Source organism: Streptomyces sp. CB02261, from assembly GCF_001905665.1.
Taxonomy (GTDB): domain Bacteria; phylum Actinomycetota; class Actinomycetes; order Streptomycetales; family Streptomycetaceae; genus Streptomyces.
This window is the reverse complement of sequence record NZ_LIVX01000003.1, coordinates 386,260-403,971: the sequence shown is the minus strand read 5'-3', so window position 1 is coordinate 403,971 and position 17,712 is coordinate 386,260. Positions and strand designations below refer to the sequence as shown.

The 17,712-nt window shown below is 70.6% G+C and carries 16 protein-coding genes and 1 tRNA gene; 10 read left to right on the top strand and 7 right to left on the bottom strand.

The genetic code is table 11. From position 1 onward, the window contains the following. Window positions 1–28 precede the first annotated feature (28 nt). The 6 genes from AMK29_RS12010 to AMK29_RS11990 all read left to right on the top strand — a co-directional run bounded on the left by AMK29_RS12010 (window position 29) and on the right by AMK29_RS11990 (window position 4,422). Window positions 29–796 (top strand): DUF881 domain-containing protein, encoded by a 768-nt coding sequence (locus tag AMK29_RS12010; protein ID WP_073811607.1) that lies wholly within the window; start codon window positions 29–31, stop codon window positions 794–796. 32 nt (window positions 797–828) lie between these two features. Next, window positions 829–1,494, top strand: coding sequence for a class E sortase (locus AMK29_RS12005; protein WP_073811604.1), 666 nt, complete (start codon window positions 829–831; stop codon window positions 1,492–1,494). Between the two features lie 64 nt (window positions 1,495–1,558). Next, window positions 1,559–1,720 (top strand): hypothetical protein, encoded by a 162-nt coding sequence (locus AMK29_RS36670; RefSeq protein WP_024760376.1) that lies wholly within the window; start codon window positions 1,559–1,561, stop codon window positions 1,718–1,720. After that, complete coding sequence (locus AMK29_RS12000) at window positions 1,717–2,355, top strand: aminodeoxychorismate/anthranilate synthase component II (protein WP_073811601.1); 639 nt, start codon at window positions 1,717–1,719, stop codon at window positions 2,353–2,355. The genes AMK29_RS36670 and AMK29_RS12000 overlap by 4 nt, the downstream gene beginning before the upstream one ends. Then, window positions 2,352–3,710, top strand: coding sequence for a class E sortase (locus AMK29_RS11995; RefSeq protein WP_073811598.1), 1,359 nt, complete (start codon window positions 2,352–2,354; stop codon window positions 3,708–3,710). The genes AMK29_RS12000 and AMK29_RS11995 overlap by 4 nt, the downstream gene beginning before the upstream one ends. 37 nt (window positions 3,711–3,747) lie before the next feature. Continuing rightward, window positions 3,748–4,422, top strand: coding sequence for a class E sortase (locus AMK29_RS11990; RefSeq protein ID WP_073811596.1), 675 nt, complete (start codon window positions 3,748–3,750; stop codon window positions 4,420–4,422). A gap of 101 nt (window positions 4,423–4,523) precedes the next feature. Here the strand turns inward: AMK29_RS11990 and pknB are convergent, their stop codons facing one another. The 6 genes from pknB to AMK29_RS11955 all read right to left on the bottom strand — a co-directional run bounded on the left by pknB (window position 4,524) and on the right by AMK29_RS11955 (window position 12,737). Then, window positions 4,524–6,569 (bottom strand): Stk1 family PASTA domain-containing Ser/Thr kinase, encoded by a 2,046-nt coding sequence (gene pknB, locus AMK29_RS11985; protein ID WP_073811593.1) that lies wholly within the window; start codon window positions 6,567–6,569, stop codon window positions 4,524–4,526. 155 nt (window positions 6,570–6,724) lie between these two features. Further along, complete coding sequence (locus AMK29_RS11975) at window positions 6,725–8,191, bottom strand: peptidoglycan D,D-transpeptidase FtsI family protein (RefSeq protein ID WP_073811590.1); 1,467 nt, start codon at window positions 8,189–8,191, stop codon at window positions 6,725–6,727. Further along, window positions 8,188–9,630 (bottom strand): FtsW/RodA/SpoVE family cell cycle protein, encoded by a 1,443-nt coding sequence (locus AMK29_RS11970; RefSeq protein WP_073811588.1) that lies wholly within the window; start codon window positions 9,628–9,630, stop codon window positions 8,188–8,190. Before AMK29_RS11970 ends, AMK29_RS11975 begins: the two co-directional genes overlap by 4 nt. 26 nt (window positions 9,631–9,656) lie before the next feature. Beyond that, entirely contained in the window at window positions 9,657–11,147 is a 1,491-nt protein-coding gene (locus tag AMK29_RS11965; protein WP_073811586.1) for a Stp1/IreP family PP2C-type Ser/Thr phosphatase, read from the bottom strand. A 179-nt stretch (window positions 11,148–11,326) separates the two neighbouring features. Further along, window positions 11,327–11,851, bottom strand: coding sequence for an FHA domain-containing protein FhaB/FipA (locus AMK29_RS11960; protein WP_030549817.1), 525 nt, complete (start codon window positions 11,849–11,851; stop codon window positions 11,327–11,329). 10 nt (window positions 11,852–11,861) lie between these two features. Next, on the bottom strand, window positions 11,862–12,737 hold the full coding sequence (locus AMK29_RS11955) for an FhaA domain-containing protein (RefSeq protein ID WP_073811583.1): 876 nt from the start codon (window positions 12,735–12,737) through the stop codon (window positions 11,862–11,864). Window positions 12,738–13,150: 413 nt separating this feature from the next. Here AMK29_RS11955 and AMK29_RS11950 point away from each other — a divergent pair. The 3 genes from AMK29_RS11950 to AMK29_RS11940 all read left to right on the top strand — a co-directional run bounded on the left by AMK29_RS11950 (window position 13,151) and on the right by AMK29_RS11940 (window position 15,885). Continuing rightward, window positions 13,151–13,237, top strand: a tRNA-Leu gene (locus AMK29_RS11950). 172 nt (window positions 13,238–13,409) lie between these two features. Next, window positions 13,410–15,188 carry a sensor histidine kinase gene (locus AMK29_RS11945; RefSeq protein WP_073811580.1) on the top strand — a complete coding sequence of 593 codons (1,779 nt, stop codon included), beginning with the start codon at window positions 13,410–13,412 and terminating at the stop codon, window positions 15,186–15,188. Window positions 15,189–15,225: 37 nt separating this feature from the next. Beyond that, a complete protein-coding gene (locus tag AMK29_RS11940) occupies window positions 15,226–15,885 on the top strand; it encodes a response regulator (RefSeq protein WP_073811577.1) in 660 nt (219 codons plus the stop codon). A gap of 101 nt (window positions 15,886–15,986) precedes the next feature. On the opposite strand, the gene AMK29_RS11935 is transcribed toward AMK29_RS11940, so the two are convergent. Next, entirely contained in the window at window positions 15,987–16,466 is a 480-nt protein-coding gene (locus tag AMK29_RS11935) for a MarR family winged helix-turn-helix transcriptional regulator (protein ID WP_073811575.1), read from the bottom strand. A 103-nt stretch (window positions 16,467–16,569) separates the two neighbouring features. On the opposite strand from AMK29_RS11935, the gene AMK29_RS11930 reads away from it, so the two are divergent. Next, a complete protein-coding gene (locus AMK29_RS11930; RefSeq protein WP_073811572.1) occupies window positions 16,570–17,676 on the top strand; it encodes a hypothetical protein in 1,107 nt (368 codons plus the stop codon). Window positions 17,677–17,712 lie beyond the last annotated feature (36 nt).

Sequence of the window (17,712 nt, the reverse complement as noted above, 5' to 3'; positions counted from 1 at the left end):
CCGCGGCACCGAAGGGGATCAGGGTACGTTGAGCAATTCCGCCGGGACTCCCGAAGGAGCGGGCCGCACCGCGAGGTGGCGCCCCGTCCGGGTCCTCACCCTTGCCGTTTTCGCCCTCGCCGGACTGATCTTCGTCACCAGCTTCAACACCGCCAAGGGCACCAATATCCGCACGGACGCCTCCCTGCTGCGGCTTTCCGACCTGATCGAGGAGCGCAGCCACAAGAACGCCGGCCTCGACGAGTCCACCGCCGCCCTCCGCTCCCAGGTCGATTCTCTCGCGGCACGGGACGACGGATCCACCCGAGCGGAGGACGCGAGACTCGACGCGCTCGAGGCGGCGGCCGGCACCACCGAGGTCTCCGGCTCCGGCCTCACCGTCACCCTCGACGACGCCCCGCCGAACGCCCAGCCCGCCCCCGGCTACCCCGAGCCGCAGGCCAACGACCTCGTCATCCACCAGCAGGACCTCCAGGCCGTCGTCAACGCCCTGTGGCAGGGCGGCGCCGAGGGCATCCGGGTCATGGACCAGCGGCTCATCTCGACCAGCGCCGTGCGCTGCGTCGGCAACACCCTGATCCTCCAGGGCCGCGTCTACTCGCCCCCGTACAAGATCACGGCCGTCGGTGACCGGGGGAAGCTGAGCAGGGCGCTCGCGGGCTCCCCGGCGATCCAGAACTACCAGCTGTACGTGAAGGCGTACGGGCTCGGCTGGAAAGTCGACGAGCACAAGGCGGTGACTCTGCCCGGGTACTCGGGCACAGTGGACCTCCGCCAGGCGAAGCCGGTGAGCTGACGGCCTCGGATCGTCGACCGCGGGAGGGGCGCTTGCGTCTCGTCGTGAGGACCCTCAGCGAACTCTGCCTCACCGTCGGCGCCCTGATCGTCCTCTTCGTCGTGTACGTCCTGTACTGGACCGGTGTCCAGGCCACGAGCGCGAGCGCCGGCCAGATCGACGCCCTCCAGCGGCAGTGGACGAACACCCCGGTCGCGGCCACCCCCGCCCCCGGGGCCCTGCCGTACGCCCCGGGCAGGGGGATCGCCGTCATGTACGTCCCCCGGCTCGGCAGGGACTGGGCATGGCCGGTCCTCGAAGGCACCGGCGCGGACGTCCTGAAGAAGGGCCTCGGGCACTACGCGGCCACCGCCCGCCTCGGCGGCACCGGCAACTTCGCCGTCGCCGGCCACCGCCGCACCCACGGGGACCCCTTCCGGGACTTCCCGAGGCTGCGCGCCGGCGACGCGGTCGTCCTGACCGACGGGACGACCTGGTTCACGTACCGCATCGCCCGCGGCCCCTACCGGACCGTGCCGACGGACGTCGGGGTCGTCGACCCGACGCCGGTGAAATCGGGCTTCGACGGCCCGGGCCGCTATCTCACCCTCACCACCTGCGAACCCGAGTGGGGCAGCAGCCACCGACTCGTCGTCTGGGCGCACCTCGACGCCACCTCACCGGTCGCCGACGGTTATCCACAGGCTTTGGCCGGCTGACCCCCCACGGCCCCCTCGACCCGTACTCTGGTCCCCGTAACGAACGGAAGGGGCGGTCGACGTCATGTACGGCTGGATCTGGCGGCATCTGCCGGGCAACGCGTGGGTGCGGGCGCTGATCTCGATCGTGCTGGTCCTCGCGGTCGTCTACGCCCTCTTCCAGTACGTGTTCCCCTGGGCGGAGCCTCTGCTTCCGTTCAACGATGTGACGGTGGACGGCCAGTGAGCGCGCGAATTCTCGTCGTCGACAACTACGACAGCTTCGTCTTCAACCTCGTTCAGTACCTCTACCAGCTCGGCGCCGAGTGCGAAGTCCTCCGCAACGACGAGGTCGAGCTGAGCCACGCCCAGGACGGCTTCGACGGCGTCCTGCTCTCACCTGGACCCGGGACGCCCGAGCAGGCCGGCGTCTGCATCGACATGGTCCGGCACTGCGCGGACACGGGCGTGCCCGTCTTCGGCGTCTGCCTCGGCATGCAGTCGATGGCGGTCGCGTACGGCGGCGTGGTCGACCGGGCCCCCGAGCTGCTGCACGGCAAGACCTCCCCCGTCACGCACGAGGGCAAGGGCGTCTTCGCCGGTCTGCCGTCGCCGTTCACCGCCACCCGCTACCACTCGCTGGCCGCCGAGCCCGCCGCCCTGCCGGCCGAGCTGGAGGTCACCGCGCGGACCGAGGACGGCATCATCATGGGCCTGCGCCACCGGGAACTGCCCGTCGAGGGCGTCCAGTTCCACCCCGAGTCGGTCCTCACCGAGCACGGCCACCTGATGCTCGCCAACTGGCTGGAGCAGTGCGGCGACAGGGGGGCGGTCGGACGGTCGGCGGGGCTCGCGCCGGTGGTGGGCAAGGCCGTCGCGTGACGGCGGGCTCTCCGTGGTTCCGGGAGACGGACGAGCCGGGACCCGAGCCGATACCCGCTGACCCGTACGGGGTTCCGTCGCCGCCCCCGTACGGTGAACCGGCCGCACGGCAGGAAGCCACGCAGCAGTACGGGGAGGCGCCCGCGTACGGGGCGAACGCCGCGGACGGACAGGGCCCGACCGCCTACGGCCAGGGCCCGGCGTACGGCCAGCCCCCCACCGCCTACGGGCAGGGCCCCGCGTACGAGCAGACCCCCACCGCCTACGGGCAGGGCCCCGCCTACGGGCAGGGCGGCCCCGCGTACGGCGAGAGTTCCGCCTACGGACAGGACCCGGCCTACGAGCAGGCCCCCACCGCGTACCAGCAGTCCCCCGGTCACGGGCATGCGGCGGCGCCCGAGCAGGCCCGCCCCCGCCCCGACCCCCCGACCCCCTACGAAGACCCCTACGCGCCCTCGTACGAGCCGCAGGAGACCGAGAAGGCCCCGGAGAGCTCCGCGGACGAGACGAGGCCCCTACAGGCCGTGGAGCCCCTTCCCGGCCCCGGCAGGGCCGCACGGCGCCGCGCCGCCAAGGGCGGCCGCGGCAAGGGCCGTGGCGGCCCGCCCGGCCCCTCTCCCGCCGCCCCGGCCCCCGCTCCGCTCTCCCGCGTCGAGGCCCGCCGCGCCGCGCGCGCCGCCAAGGACAGCTTCGGCGTCATCGCCAGCCGGGCCGTCGGCGAACTCTTCATCACCTTCGGCGTCGTCATGCTGCTCTTCGTCACCTACCAGCTGTGGTGGACGAACGTCCTGGCAGGCCAGGAGACCGACCAGGCGAAGGAACAGATCGAGGACACCTGGGCCAAGGGCGAGACCAAGCCGGAAGCCTTCGAGCCGGGCGAGGGTTTCGCCATCATGTACATCCCCAAGCTCGACGTCGTCGTCCCCGTCGCCGAGGGCATCGACAAGACCAAGGTCCTCGACAAGGGCATGGCCGGCCACTACGCCGAGGGCAAGCTCAAGACGGCCATGCCGTCCGACAAGCAGGGCAACTTCGCGGTCGCCGGCCACCGCAACACCCACGGCGAACCGTTCCGGTACATCAACCGCCTGAAGCCCGGCGACCCGATCGTCGTCGAGACCCAGAACGCGTACTACACCTACGAGATGGCGAGCATCCTGCCGCAGACGACGCCCTCGAACGTCTCCGTGATCGACCCCGTGCCGAAGGGATCGGGCTTCACCGAGCCCGGCCGGTACATCACGCTGACCACCTGCACGCCCGAGTTCACCAGCACGTACCGGATGATCGTCTGGGGCAGGCTGGTCGAGGAACGACCGCGCAGCAAGGGAAAGCCGGCGGCGCTCGTAGGCTGAGACCCCACACCTCCGGACGGGACGACGGGACGACCTAGTGGCACGCGTGCGTAATCGGATCGCCGGGATCATCAGCCTCTTCGGTGAACTCCTCATCACGGCGGGCGTGGTCCTCGGCCTCTTCGTCGTCTACTCCCTGTGGTGGACGAACGTCCTCGCCGACCGCGCCGCCGACCAGGACGGCGCCCAGGTCCGCGACCGCTGGGCCGACGGCCCCGGAGCGCTCGACACCAAGGACGGCATCGGCTTCCTGCACGTCCCCGCCATGGGCGACGACGAGATCCTCGTCAAGCAGGGCACCACCAGCGCCATCCTCAACAACGGTGTCGCCGGCTACTACACCGACCCGATCAAGTCCGCGCTCCCGCAGGACAAGCAGGGCAACTTCACGCTCGCCGCGCACCGGGACGGGCACGGGGCCAAGTTCCACAACATCCACAAGCTGAAGACCGGGGACGCGATCGTCTTCGAGTCGAAGGACACCTGGTACGTCTACAAGGTCTACAAGTCCCTGCCGCAGACCACGAAGTACAACGTGGACGTCCTCCAGCCCGTGCCGAAGGAATCCGGCCGGACCAAGCCCGGCCGCTTCATCACCCTGACCACCTGCACCCCGATGTACACCTCCGACTACCGGTACATCGTCTGGGGCGAGCTGGAGCGCACCGAGAAGGTCGACCGCGCCCGGACGCCTCCGGCGGAACTCGGCTGAGCGCTTCTCGTCCGGCCATGGGAAGAGCCCCGGCATCCACTGGATACCGGGGCTCTTCCCATGGGTGCGGGATCGGCCGAGCGGGCTCAACCGTGCGGGGCTCAGCCGAAGATGCCGCCGACGCCGTCGGAGTTCCCGTCGTTGTCCCCGTTGTTTCCGTTGTCACCGGAGTTGCCGGGGTTGCCCCCGCCGCCGACCGTGTAGACGGTGACGGTCTCGCCGGCGTTGATCATCGAACCCGCCTGCGGGTTCGAGCCGACCACCATGGCGTCCTCCTTGTCGGACCCCTGCTGCTGGACCACCAGGCCCAGGGCCTCCAGCTGCGCCTTGACGTCCTTGAACGGCTTGGTGGCGATGTCGGCCGGGATCTGCACCTGGGCCGGCTGCTGCGGGCCCTTCGAGATGCGCAGCTTGACCTCGGCGCCCTCCGCCGCGGACGCGTTGCCGTTCGGGGTCTGCTCCAGGACCTCGTCCTTGGGCTTGTCGGAGTCCACGTACTCGGTGACCACGACGAACCCGAGCGCCTTCAGCTGCTGCTCGGCCTGGGCGAACTGGTTGCCGACGACCGGGGGAACCGTCTTCAGCTTCTGCTTCGCGACGGTGATCGTGATCTCGGAGTTCTTCTCCGCCTTCGTCCCGCCCTGCGGGTTCTGGCGCAGGACCGTGCCGGGGTCCTCGTCGGACTCCTCCTGCTCGACCTTGACCTTGAAGCCCTTGTCCTTCAGTGACTCCTCGGCGCGCTCCTGGGACTGCTCGACGACGTCCGGGACCTCGGTGAGCGGGGCGCCCTCGGAGACGTACACCTGGATCGTGCCGCCGGTCTCCATCTTCGTGGAGCCGTCGGCGGCCGGGGTCTGGCGGCAGATGGAGCCCTTGGGCTGGTCACAGCGCTCGGTGCCGGCCTGCTGCATCTTCACGCTGGCGTTGGCCGCGAGACCGGTCGCCGCGTCCACCGTCTGACCGACCAGCTGCGGCACGGAGACCTGCCGGGTGCCCTCCTTCTTGTCGAAGAGGGAGACGCCGATGAAGATCGCGCCGACGAGCACCAGGATGCCCGCGAGGACCAGCAGGATCGTCGAGGTGTTCGACTTCTTCTGACCGCCGCGACGGCGGTCGGGGCGGTCGTCGTAGCCGTAGCCGCCGTCGTCGTGGTTGACCGGGGGCATCATCGACGTCTGGCCGGCCGGGTCGGCCTGGCGCAGCGCCGTCGTCGGCTGGTCCTCCGGCGGATAGCCGTAGCCCCCGCCGTACGCCGGGGCGCCCGCCATGCCCATCCCCATGCCCATCGCCGCGGCGGCGGCGACCGGCTGGCCGTCGAGGCACGCCTCGATGTCCGCGCGCATCTCGTCGGCGGACTGGTAGCGGTAGTCGGGGTCCTTGACCAGCGCCTTCAGGACGATGGCGTCCATCTCGGGCGTGATCTCGGCGTCGAAGTTGCTTGGCGCCTGCGGCTCCTCGCGGACGTGTTGGTACGCGACCGCCACCGGCGAGTCACCGATGAAGGGGGGCCGCACGGTGAGGAGCTCGTACAGCAGGCAGCCGGTGGAGTACAGGTCGGAGCGGGCGTCGACCTGCTCGCCCTTGGCCTGCTCGGGGGAGAGGTACTGGGCCGTGCCGATCACCGCGGCGGTCTGCGTCATGGTCATGCCCGCGTCGCCCATGGCGCGCGCGATGCCGAAGTCCATGACCTTGACCTGGCCGGTACGCGTCAGCATGACGTTCGCCGGCTTGATGTCACGGTGCACGATGCCGGCGCGGTGCGAGTACTCCAGTGCCTGGAGGATGCCGACCGTCATCTCGAGGGTGCGCTCGGGCAGCAGCTTGCGCCCCGAGTGCAGCAGCTCACGCAGGGTCGAACCGTCGACGTACTCCATCACGATGTACGGGATGGACACCCCGTCGACGTAGTCCTCGCCGGTGTCGTAGACCGCGACGATCGCCGGGTGGTTCAGCGAGGCGGCGGACTGTGCCTCGCGGCGGAACCGGGCCTGGAAGGACGGGTCGCGGGCCAGGTCGGCCCGCAGCGTCTTCACGGCGACGGTGCGGCCGAGCCGGGTGTCCTGGGCGATGTACACCTCGGCCATGCCACCACGGCCGAGCACCGAGCCCAGCTCGTACCGGCCGCCGAGGCGACGCGGCTCTTCCATAGCTAATCCAGCCCTCTCCGTCTGTCCCGACCGCACCCATGGGTGGTCCGGCGGTGTGTGCTGTTCGCGCATACGCTACCGGCCCCGGGAGGACCTTCCGCCCGGGGCCGGTAGCTGATACCTGACCGGTACCTGGCTCGTACGGGGCCGAGACGTCAGCCGCGGCTCTTCATGACCGCCTTCATGACGGCCTTCGCGATCGGGGCGGCGAGACCGCCACCGCTGATGTCCTCGCGGTCGGTGCCCGCCGAGTCCTCGACGATGACGGCGACCGCGACCGGGGAGCCCTCGGCGGTCTTCGCGTAGGAGATGAACCAGGCGTACGGGCGCTTGGCGTTCTTGTCGCCGTGCTGCGCCGTACCCGTCTTGCCGCCGACCTTCACGCCCTCCATGTTGAGGTCGGCCTTGCCGCCGGTGCCGTTGGCGACGACGCTCTCCATCATCTGCTGGAGGAGCTGGGCGTTCTTCGGGGAGACCGGCTGGCTCATCTCCTCCGGCTCGTTCTGCTTGATGATGTCGACGTTCGGGGCGCGCAGCTGGTCGATCATGTACGGCTTCATCAGCTTGCCGTCGTTGGCGATCGCCGCCGTGACCATCGCCATCTGGAGCGGGGTGGTCGCGGTGTTGAACTGGCCGATGGACGAGAGCGCGTTGCCGCCGCGGTCGGCCTTCTTGTCGTAGACGGAGGCGGAGGAGCGGACCGGGGTGAACTGCTCGGCGTTGAAGCCGAACTTCTCGGCCATCTCCACCATCTTGTCCCGGCCGACGTCGTCGCCGAGCTTCGCGAAGACCGAGTTGCAGGAGATGTCGAGGGCACGCTTCAGGCTGGCGTTGGCGCAGCCGCTGGCGTGGTTGACCATCTCCTTGGTGGAGAGCGGGATCTTCCAGCCGTCGGGGGTGTCGGTCGCCGCGTTGATGTCGGTGACCTTGCCGTTCTCCAGCGCCGCGGCGGCGGTGACGACCTTGAAGACGGAACCGGGCGGGTAGATCTCGCGGAGCGCGCGGTTCTGCTTCGGCTTGTTCTTGTCCTTCTCCAGCGCCACCCAGGCCTTCTCGTCCTTGCCGGAGTAGCCGGCGAAGGAGGAGGGGTCGTACGAGGGGGTGGAGGCCATCGCCAGGATCTTGCCGGTCTTCGGCTCGATGGCGACGACGGCACCGGTCTTGTCGCCGAGTCCCTCGAAGGCGGCCTTCTGGGCGGCACCGCTGAGGGTGGTGACGACGTCGCCGCCCTTCTTCTTCTCGCCGGTGAACATGGCGAGGGTCCGGTCGAAGAACAGCCGGTCGTCGTTGCCGGTGAGGATGCCGTCCTCGATCTTCTCGATCTGGTTGGCGTCGTAGGCCTGCGAGGCGTAGCCGGTGACCGGGGCCCACATGGGGCCGTCGGTGTAGGTCCGCTTGTACTTGTAGTACGGGTCCTTGGAGTCGACGGAGCCGGTGATCGGCTTGCCGTCGACGATGATGTTGCCCCGCTGGTTCGCGTACCGCTCGATCCGGACGCGGGTGTTGTCGGGGTGGGCGTTCAACTCGTCGGCGCGAACGAACTGGAGCCAGTTGTCCCGCAGGAGCAGGGCGAGGATGAGCAGGCCGCAGAAGATCGCGACCCGGCGCAGCGGCTTGTTCACGGACGGACCACCTGGGTCATCTCGGCATCGGGGGACGGGGCGGGCGCGGGCGCGGGACGGCGCGCGGTGTCGCTGATCCGGATCAGGATGCCGATCAGAGCCCAGTTGGCGATCACGGAGGATCCGCCGTACGCGAGGAACGGCATGGTCATACCGGTGAGCGGGATGAGGCCCATCACGCCGCCGGCGACGACGAAGATCTGCAGCGCGAAGGCGCCGGAGAGCCCCATCGCGAGCAGCTTGCCGAAGGGGTCACGGGCGGCGAGGGCGGTGCGGACACCGCGCTCGATGATCAGCCCGTAGAGGAGCAGGAAGACCATCACACCGGCGAGGCCGAGCTCCTCGCCGACGGTGGCGAAGATGAAGTCCGAGTTGGCCGCGAAGCTGATCAGGTCGGAGTTGCCCTGACCGAGGCCCGTGCCGAGGATGCCACCGGAACCGAAGGACATCAGGACTTCGGTCATCTGGTCACACGCGTACGCCATGTTGCTGTTCGGGGGCGCCGTCTTCAGGCACTCGAACGGGTCGAGCCAGGCCGCCACACGGGACTGGACGTGGCTGGCGAAGGAGCTCACGGCCACCGCTCCGACGGCGGCCATCAGCAGACCCATGACGATCCAGCTGGTCCGCTCGGTCGCCACGTACAGCATGATCACGAACATGCCGAAGAACAGCAGCGAGGTGCCGAGGTCGTTCTCGAAGACCAGGATGAGAAGGCTGACCGCCCAGATCGTCAGGATCGGGCCGAGGTCGCGGCCACGGGGCAGGTAGAGCCCCATGAAGCGGCGGCTGGCCAGAGCCAGGGCGTCCCGCTTCACCATCAGGTAGCCGGAGAAGAAGACCGCCAGGACCAGCTTGGCGAACTCACCGGGCTGGATCGAGAAACCGCCGACGCGGATCCAGATCTTGGCGCCGAAGCTGTCCGTGCCCAGGCCCGGGACGAGCGGCAGCAGCAGCAGGATCAGGGACAGCACCATCGAGATGTACGTGTAGCGCTGGAGGACGCGGTGGTCCTTCAGCAGCAGCAGGACGCCCACGAACATGGCGATGCCGATCGCCGAGTACATCATCTGGCTGGGGGCGTCGGGGCTGAAGGACTTGTACAGCCGCATCGACGTCGCGATCAGACGCGGGGACTGGTCGAGACGCCAGATCAGCACCAGGCCCATGCCGTTGAGCAGGGTCGCCAGGGGCAGCAGCAGCGGATCCGAGTACGGGGCCCACTTCCGCACCACGAGGTGGGCGACGCCCGCGAGCAGGGCGAGCCCGAGCCCGTAGCCGAGCATGCCGGCCGGGACCTTGCCGTCGATGGCCAGGCCCACGTTGAGGTACGCGAACACCGGGATGGCGACGGCGAACGCGAGCAGCGCCAGCTCGGTGTTGCGGCGGCTCGGCGCCTCGATCGCGCCGATGGTGGTCGTGTTGGTGACAACGCTCATGGTGGTGAAAGGCCCCCTACGGGTGCTTACTGCTTGCCGCAGTTCGAGGCCAGCTTCTGCTCCTCCGCGGTGAGGGTGGGACCCGGGGACGGAGCGGCTGTGGTGGGCTTGGGGTCAGGTGTGGCGGTGTCGCCGGGCTTCTCGGTCGGCGGCTTGCTCGCCTGGTCGGCCGCCTTCTCGGCGGCCTCGCGGCGCTGCTCGGACTTCTTGCAGGCCGAGGCCTGCGCCGCCAGCTCGGCGATCTTCGTCCGGGCCTTGCCGAGGCTGCCGCCCGCGATCGTGTCCTCGACCTGCTTCCGCTGGTAGGCGGGGAGGTACTTGAGTTCGATCTCGGGGTGGTCCTTCTCGACCTTCGACAGTGACACCCACGCCAGGTCCTGGCTGATGCCCTGGTACAGCGCCACGTGCTGGTCCTTGGAACCGACGAAGTACTGCGTCTGCGTCCAGCGCCAGCCGCCGTAGAGCCCGCCGCCGACGACCGCAAGGGCGAGGACGAGCAGGAACGAACGCTTGAGCCACTTCCGGCCGGTGCGCGGCTTCACGAAGTCGTCTTCCGTGTACGACTCGAACGAGCCCTGCGGCGGCATGCCGCCGTAGCCCTGGCCGTCGCCGCTGCCGGGCGGACCGAAACCGCCGGCGGGCGGCTGCTGGTGCGAGGCCGCGCGACCGAGACCGGAGGCCCGGCCGGCCGGGGTCTGCATCGCCCCGCCGTCGTTCAGCTGGGCCTGGTTCTCCGCGACCGCGCCCACGATGACCGGGGTGTCGCTGAGGTGACCGGCGAGGGTGTCGCCGCCGTCGACGTCGAGGACGTCGGCGACGATCACCGTGATGTTGTCGGGGCCGCCGCCGCGCAGCGCGAGCTGGATCAGCTCCTGCACGGTCTCCTGCGGACCCTGGTAGCTGGCGAGGGTGTCCTCGAGCGTCTGGTGCGAGACCACGCCGGACAGGCCGTCGGAGCAGATCAGGTAGCGGTCGCCGGCCCGGACCTCACGGATGGAGAGATCGGGCTCGACGTGGTCACCGCTGCCGAGCGCGCGCATCAGCAGCGAACGCTGCGGGTGCGTGGTGGCCTCTTCCTCGGTGATCCGGCCCTCGTCGACGAGGCGCTGGACCCAGGTGTGGTCCTGGGTGATCTGGGTGAGGACGCCGTCGCGGAGCAGGTAGGCACGCGAGTCACCGACGTGCACGAGACCGAGCCGCTGGCCGGTCCACAGGAGGGCGGTGAGCGTGGTGCCCATGCCCTCCAGCTGCGGGTCCTCCTCGACCATCATCCGGAGCTGGTCGTTGGCGCGCTGCACCGCCGTACCGAGCGAGGTGAGGATGTCGGAGCCAGGGACGTCGTCGTCGAGCGTGACGAGGGTGGAGATCACCTCCGAGGAGGCGACCTCGCCGGCGGCCTGGCCGCCCATGCCGTCGGCGATGGCGAGCAGCCGGGGACCGGCGTAGCCCGAGTCCTCGTTGCCCTCGCGGATCATGCCCTTGTGCGAGCCCGCGGCGAATCGCAGGGACAGAGTCATGCGCACCTGCCCTGTCGCCGCTGCATCGGGGTACAGCCGGTCTCGACCCACACTGCCCACCCTCCGGTCGCTCCGGTCACGCCGGTCGCCTCGCTCGCTCCGGTCGGGAGCGCGGCACGGCCTGTGGCGGGGACCGTCCCGACGTGCTCGCTCCGCTCGCGCCTATTCATGATGTCGCACTACTTCCGCAGCTCGATGACGGTCTTGCCGATGCGGATCGGCGCGCCCAGCGGAATCGGTGTGGCGGTGGTGAGGCGGGTCCGGTCGAGATACGTGCCGTTCGTGGACCCGAGATCCTCGACGATCCACTGGCCGTCCCGGTCCGGGTAGATCCTGGCGTGCCGGCTGGACGCGTAGTCGTCGTCCAGCACGATCGTCGAATCGTGCGCCCGGCCCAGCGTGATCGTCTGGCCCTGGAGGGCGACGGTCGTGCCGGTGAGGGTGCCCTCGGAGACGACCAGCTTGGTCGGGGCGCCACGGCGCTGCCGCCCACCGCCCGCGCTCTGCTGGCCGCGCTGCTGCGGTGGCGCGGCGGCCTGCCGCGCCTGCTGCTGCTGAGGTCGCGCCTCCTGGCGCCGTGAACCGCGCTGGGTCACCCGCGTACCGAAGAGGTCGCTACGGATGACCTGGACGGCCACGATGACGAACAGCCACAGAACGGCCAGGAAACCCAACCGCATGACCGTAAGGGTCAGCTCTGACATTGCCCCCGCTTCACCCTTCGGCTTGCCGGTAAACGATGGTGGTGCTGCCCACGACGATCCGCGAGCCGTCGCGGAGCGTAGCGCGGGTGGTGTGCTGCCCGTCCACCACGATGCCGTTGGTGGATCCCAGATCCTGGATCGTCGAGGGCGTTCCGGTCCGGATCTCGCAGTGCCGGCGGGAGACGCCGGGATCGTCGATCCTCACGTCCGCGTCGGTGCTGCGGCCGAGGACCAGGGTCGGGCGGGAGATCTGATGGCGGGTGCCGTTGATCTCGATCCAGCGGCGCGGGGTGCCCGCTCCGCCGTGGGTGCCGGGGCCCGGCATGGCACCGGGTCCGGCCGCGGGGCGTCCCGCGGCGGCGCCCGGCCGCTGGCCGGGGGCGCCCGGAGGCGGAGCGGCGGGCATGGGCGGGGCGCCGGCCGGGGGGTACCCGTAGCCGCCGCGGCCGCCCTGGGCCGGGCTCTGCTGATGGTGGGGCTGTCCGCCCGCGGGCGCCTGCGACTGTGACGTACTCGACGCCAGCGTGCGGCTGCGGACGCGGTACAGGCCGGTGTCGAGGTCCTCGGCCTTCTCCAGGTGGACCTTGATCGGGCCCATGAAGGTGTACCGCTGCTGCTTCGCGTAGTCCCTGACCAGGCCGGCGAGCTCGTCGCCGAGCTGACCCGAGTAGGGGCTGAGGCGCTCGTAGTCCGGGGCGCTCAGCTCCACGATGAAGTCGTTGGGGACGACGGTCCGCTCGCGGTTCCAGATCTGCGCGTTGTTGTCGCACTCGCGCTGGAGCGCGCCGGCGATCTCGACCGGCTGGACCTCGGACTTGAAGACCTTGGCGAAGGTGCCGTTGACCAGACCTTCGAGACGCTGCTCGAAACGCTTCAGGACTCCCATGGGGCACCTCCTCCGTCGTTGTCGTCCTGGTACTGCTTACTGATCGTATCCACGCGTCGGGAAATCGGCTGGTTCCCCTTCTCTGCCCTGTGGACGAGTGTCACCTCTCACAAGCTTTCCCCACGGATCGTAGAGGCGGCCTGTGGACAGTGTCCCGCACCCGGCTGTGCGAAGGGGGGCTCGGTCCGGGGTCCGGGGGCGGTCCGTCCCCTTCCTCCCTCTCCTTCCCCTCTCCTACCCCTCTGCTCCCCTCTCACCTCCTCCCCGCTTCCGTGCTCCTGTCCCTTCCTCACCTTGGTCTCCCCGAGCGGAGCCGAAACAACGGATGTGAATCCACGGTCTGCGACGTGCTAATCTTCTGATGTCGCCAGGCGCTCGCACCGAAAAGTGAGAGAGCCCGGAGCACACCCAATGCGCGGGTGGCGGAATAGGCAGACGCGCTGGATTCAGGTTCCAGTGCCCGAAAGGGCGTGGGGGTTCAACTCCCCCCTCGCGCACCAGACGGAAGCCCCGTAGGTCATCGACCTACGGGGCTTCCGCGTTGTCCGGCGTCCGTGTGAGCCTTCCCACGTGAGGGCGGGGCGGCCGGCCGCGACTTTGGTCGTCGGCGGACGAGACGAAAGAGAGACGCCCGGCGACCGGGCCCCGGCCTACGGTGCGAGCGTGGACGATATGTCGAAGTCGGGGGCCCGGAGTTCGTACGGGCCGGGGGCCCTGCTCGCCGCCGGGTGGGCCTGGTTCGCGGTACCGGGGCAGTGGTCGGGGCGCAGGACCACCGGCGAGCTGGCGCTCGCCGCCGTCGTCGCGCTGCTCGGCGCCGGCACCGAGGACCTGCTGGGCGGTGAGGGCTGGAGGCTGGCCGCGGTGGCCGCCGGTTCCGCCGTGCTGTCGTTGGTGCGGCGCAGACTTCCGGCGAGCGTGCTCGTCCTGACCGCCGGGCTGACGCCCTTCGTGCCCGGCTTCGGGCCCCTGCTGCTCGTCGTCGGCTGGTCGTCCGGGCGGTACATCGCGGGCGCCGGGCAGGCGCTCGCCGCGTACATCGCCGCCTTCGTCCTGAACGTCGGGGGGAGCCTCGTCGGGCCCTGGGACCGCCAGCGGCTGCTCGCCATCGCCCTCACGGCGACCCTCTACTACCTGGGCACCACCCTGGCCCCGGGCCTCGCCCACCGCTACTGGACGCAGCGAAGGACCCTCCTGCACGCGCTCCAGGAGCGCAACGCGCAGCTGCTGCGGGAGCGCACGATGGTGGCCTGGCAGGCGCGGCTGCGGGAGCGGCAGCGCATCGCCCAGGACATGCACGACAGTCTCGGGCACCAACTGGCCCTCATCGCCGTGCACACGGGCGCCCTGGAGGTGGACCGGGAGCTGAGCGAGCGGCAGCGCGAGGTGGTCGGGGTCCTGCGGAACGCGTCGGTGACCGCCATGCACGAGCTGCGGGAGGTCGTCGGGATACTCCGCGACGGCGTCGAGGCCGTCGACGGGACACCCCTGGCACCCGGGCGGGCCGGGGACGAGACGGGGAGGGCCGCGCGGGGCATCGCGGGCATCGAGGGGCTCGTGGAGGCGGCGCGGGCGTCCGGCACCTCGGTGGGGCTGAGACGGTCGGGGGACGAGCGGACGCTGGCACCGGCCGCCGACCACGCCGCGTACCGGATCGTGCAGGAGGCGCTGACCAACGCCTACAAGTACGCTCCGGGCGCGCCGATCGGCGTCGAACTGCGCTACGAGCCCGACACCTTCGTGGTGGAGGTCCTCAACGAGCGTCCGACGGACGGGCCCTCGAAGGACGTGGTCAGCGGCGGGCAGGGACTGGACGGACTGGCCGAGCGGGCCCGTCTGGTGGGCGGCATGTGCCACGCGGGTCCGGCCGACGGCGGGGGGTTCCGGGTGGCCGGGATGCTGCCGTACGGGGCGGCGCCCGTCGCGGAGCCGGCGCCTTTGGTCGATGTGGCCGACGACTTCCGGCAGCAGACCACGAAGCCGCTGGTGGGCGATGGTCGTCCGGTCGCGGTCGGACCGGCCGACTGGACGTTCACGGAGCGGGAGCTCGCGATGGCGATGCGTGGGGGCAGGGGCAGAAGCACGGGCGGTTCGATCGCACTGGGCTGCGGGATCGCGTTCGCGGCGCTCGTACTGCTACTGGTGGCGGCGGGATTCGGCCTCTACTTCCTGATGGGGTCGCTGAAGGAGGGCATGATCGAACCCGCGCAGTACGACGCGGTGAAGGTGGGGACGTCCGAGAAGGAGGTCCGTGACCAGCTCCCTTCGGGCGACACGATCGCCACCGCGGGTCTCAGCGGCAAGGGGCCCGCCAGACCGGAGGGCGCCGACTGTCTGGTGCTGATGTCCTCGGAGATGAGTGAGACCTTCGAGACGGAGCCCGTCTTCCGGTTCTGTTTCAAGGACGGCAAGCTGATCGAGAAGAAGTCGTACGAGGTCGAGGCGCGGTAGCGCTGTCCGCCCGTACCGAAGGCGTGGGGGAACAGCAGTGGCAGGGCAGTCGATCCGGGTCGTGATCGCCGATGACGAGCCTCTGATCCGGGCCGGGATCCGCATGATCCTCACCTCGGACCCGGAGATCGAGGTCGTGGGCGAGGCCGCCGACGGTCGGGCGGCCGTCGAGGCGGCCCGCACGCACGCCGCCGACGTGGTGCTCCTCGACATCCAGATGCCGGTGCTCGACGGCCTCTCGGCCCTGCCGGAGCTGCGCCGGGCGGCGCCGAGGGCCCGGGTGATCGTCCTGACGACCTTCGGCGAGCGGGAGAACGTCCTCCGGGCGCTCGAGCACGGCGGAGCCGGGTTCCTGCTCAAGGACACCGCGCCCGCCGAGCTGATCCGGGCCGTTCGGGCGGCCGCGGCGGGCGACGCGTATCTGTCGCCGACGGCGACCCGTCATGTGGTGGAGCGGCTCGCCACCGGCCGGGAGGCGGTCCGCGCGGAGCAGGCGCGGGGGCGGGTCGCCGGGCTGAGCGAGAAGGAGCGGGACGTGCTGTCGCTGCTCGGGGAGGGTCTCTCCAACGCGGACGCGGGGAGGCGGCTGCACATGAGCGAGGCCACGGTGAAGACGTACGTGAGCCGGATCCTCGCCAAACTGGACTGCGAGAACCGGGTCCAGGCGGCGCTGCTGGCCCGGGACGCGGGGTTGTAGGGGCTGGGGGGCGGGCTTGTAGGCCCCTGGGGGCCCGGGGTCGGGGTCCGGGGGGTGTAGGGCCTGGGCCCGGGTCGGGTTTCCGGGGGCGGGGGTCCGGGTCAGCGGGGTGGGCTGTCGGGGAGGTCGGTCGGGAGGCCGCTGGGGCCGGCGGCGTTGTAGCGGAGCAGGTAGGTGGCGAAGCGGGCGAGGTCCTCGGCCTGCCAGTCCTCGAGGCGCTCCTGGTAGGCCGCGCGCCGGCTCGTCCGGGCCGAGGCCAGCACCTTGGTGCCCGCCTCGGTGGGATGCAGGACGTGCACGCGGTGGTCCTCCGGCGCGGGGCGGCGCTCGACGAAGCCGAGCTTCTCCAGGCCCGCGATCTGGCGGCTGACCGTCGACTTGTCCAGCAGGTAGTGGGCCGCGAGATCGGTCGCGCGGCAGCCGCTCCGTTCCTCGATGTGGGCGAGGAGCGTGTACGAGACGAGCGGGAGCTCGGGGTGGACCCGGGCGGCGGCGGCGCTGGCCCGACGGGCGAAGGCCGTCAGCTCCCGCTGGATGACGTCCAGGGATGCCTCGCGTGGGGGCACTGGGGCGCTGGTCATGGGGGCTCCCTCGTCATGCGGCGGGCTTCGTTCGCCCACCATCGCCTTCCAGTTGTATAGTACAACGGTTCTTTAGTTGTAAAAGCCAACCATGGAGGTCTCGGTGTCCGCAGGACCGAACACCACGGGGGCGTTGCGGCACGTCCTCGGACATCTGCTCACCCCGCTGCTGATGTGCGTCGGCATGGGACTCGCCTACCTCGGCGCCTTCCACGCACCCGCACCCCACGACCTGCGCGTCGACGTCGTCGGCTCGGGGCCGACCGCCCAGATCCTCGCCCAGACCCTGCAGGACAAGGGCGCCGGTGCCCTCGACGTCCGTACCGTCGCCGACCGGGACACCGCCGTCACCGCCCTGCGCGAGCAGGACAGCTTCGGCGCCTACCTCCCCGGCGAGAAGCCCGAGCTGCTCGTCGCCTCGGCCTCCTCCGACACCACCGCCATGGCCGTCGAGAAGGTGTTCACCAAGGTCGCCGCCAGGCAGGACGCCCCGCTCAAGGTCACCGACGTGGCGCCCGTCGCCCCCGGCGACCCCACCGGGCAGGGCGTCTTCTTCCTGCTCGTCGCCCTCAGCATCGGGGCGTACGCCTCGGTCGCGGTCATCGGCGGAGCCGGCGCCGTCCTGCCCATGCGCGTCCGGGTCCTCCTCGCCGCGGGGATGTCCCTCGTCGTCAGCCTCATCGGGACGCTCTTCGCCGGACCGGTCTTCCACCTGGTCGACCAAGGGCTCGGCGGGGTGTGGGCGCTCTCCTGGCTGTACGCGGCGGGCATCCTGCTCGTCGGCGTCGGCCTCCACACGTTCCTGCGCCGCTGGACCACGCTCGGCGTGATGGTGCTCTTCGTGATGCTCAACTTCACCAGCTCCGGCGGCATCTACCGGCCCGAACTCCAGCCCGGCTTCTTCGGCGCGCTGCACGCCTTCTGGAACGGCGCCGGCTTCGTCGAGGGCGTCCGCGGCCACGTGTACTTCGACGGGCACGCGCTCGGCGGACACGTCCTCGTCCTCGCCCTCTGGTTCCTCGCCGGAGCCGTCCTCGTCGCCACCGCCGCGGTCACGGAGGCGCGGCGTCACCGCGCGGCCGGGCGGGGGCAGGGCTCTGACGTCGAGACCAGGGCTGGGGAAGGGGCGGCGGAGAAGGAGAGGGCCGCCGAGGCGACGGCCGAGCGGGCGACGGCCGAGGAGGAGATGGAGGAGGCGGTGGCGGTCTGAGGCCGCCGCCGGGCCCGTCCGCCGCGGGCGCCCTGC

Excerpts from the sequence above, each read along its gene's own strand:
- AMK29_RS36670 (WP_024760376.1), top strand. The coding sequence starts at position 1,559 with ATGTACGGCTGGATCTGGCGGCATCTGCCGGGCAACGCGTGGGTGCGG.
- pknB (WP_073811593.1), bottom strand. The coding sequence starts at position 6,569 with ATGGAAGAGCCGCGTCGCCTCGGCGGCCGGTACGAGCTGGGCTCGGTG.
- AMK29_RS11970 (WP_073811588.1), bottom strand. The coding sequence starts at position 9,630 with ATGAGCGTTGTCACCAACACGACCACCATCGGCGCGATCGAGGCGCCG.
- AMK29_RS11965 (WP_073811586.1), bottom strand. The coding sequence starts at position 11,147 with ATGACTCTGTCCCTGCGATTCGCCGCGGGCTCGCACAAGGGCATGATC.
- AMK29_RS11960 (WP_030549817.1), bottom strand. The coding sequence starts at position 11,851 with ATGTCAGAGCTGACCCTTACGGTCATGCGGTTGGGTTTCCTGGCCGTT.
- AMK29_RS11955 (WP_073811583.1), bottom strand. The coding sequence starts at position 12,737 with ATGGGAGTCCTGAAGCGTTTCGAGCAGCGTCTCGAAGGTCTGGTCAAC.
- AMK29_RS11945 (WP_073811580.1), top strand. The coding sequence starts at position 13,410 with ATGTCGAAGTCGGGGGCCCGGAGTTCGTACGGGCCGGGGGCCCTGCTC.
- AMK29_RS11935 (WP_073811575.1), bottom strand. The coding sequence starts at position 16,466 with ATGACCAGCGCCCCAGTGCCCCCACGCGAGGCATCCCTGGACGTCATC.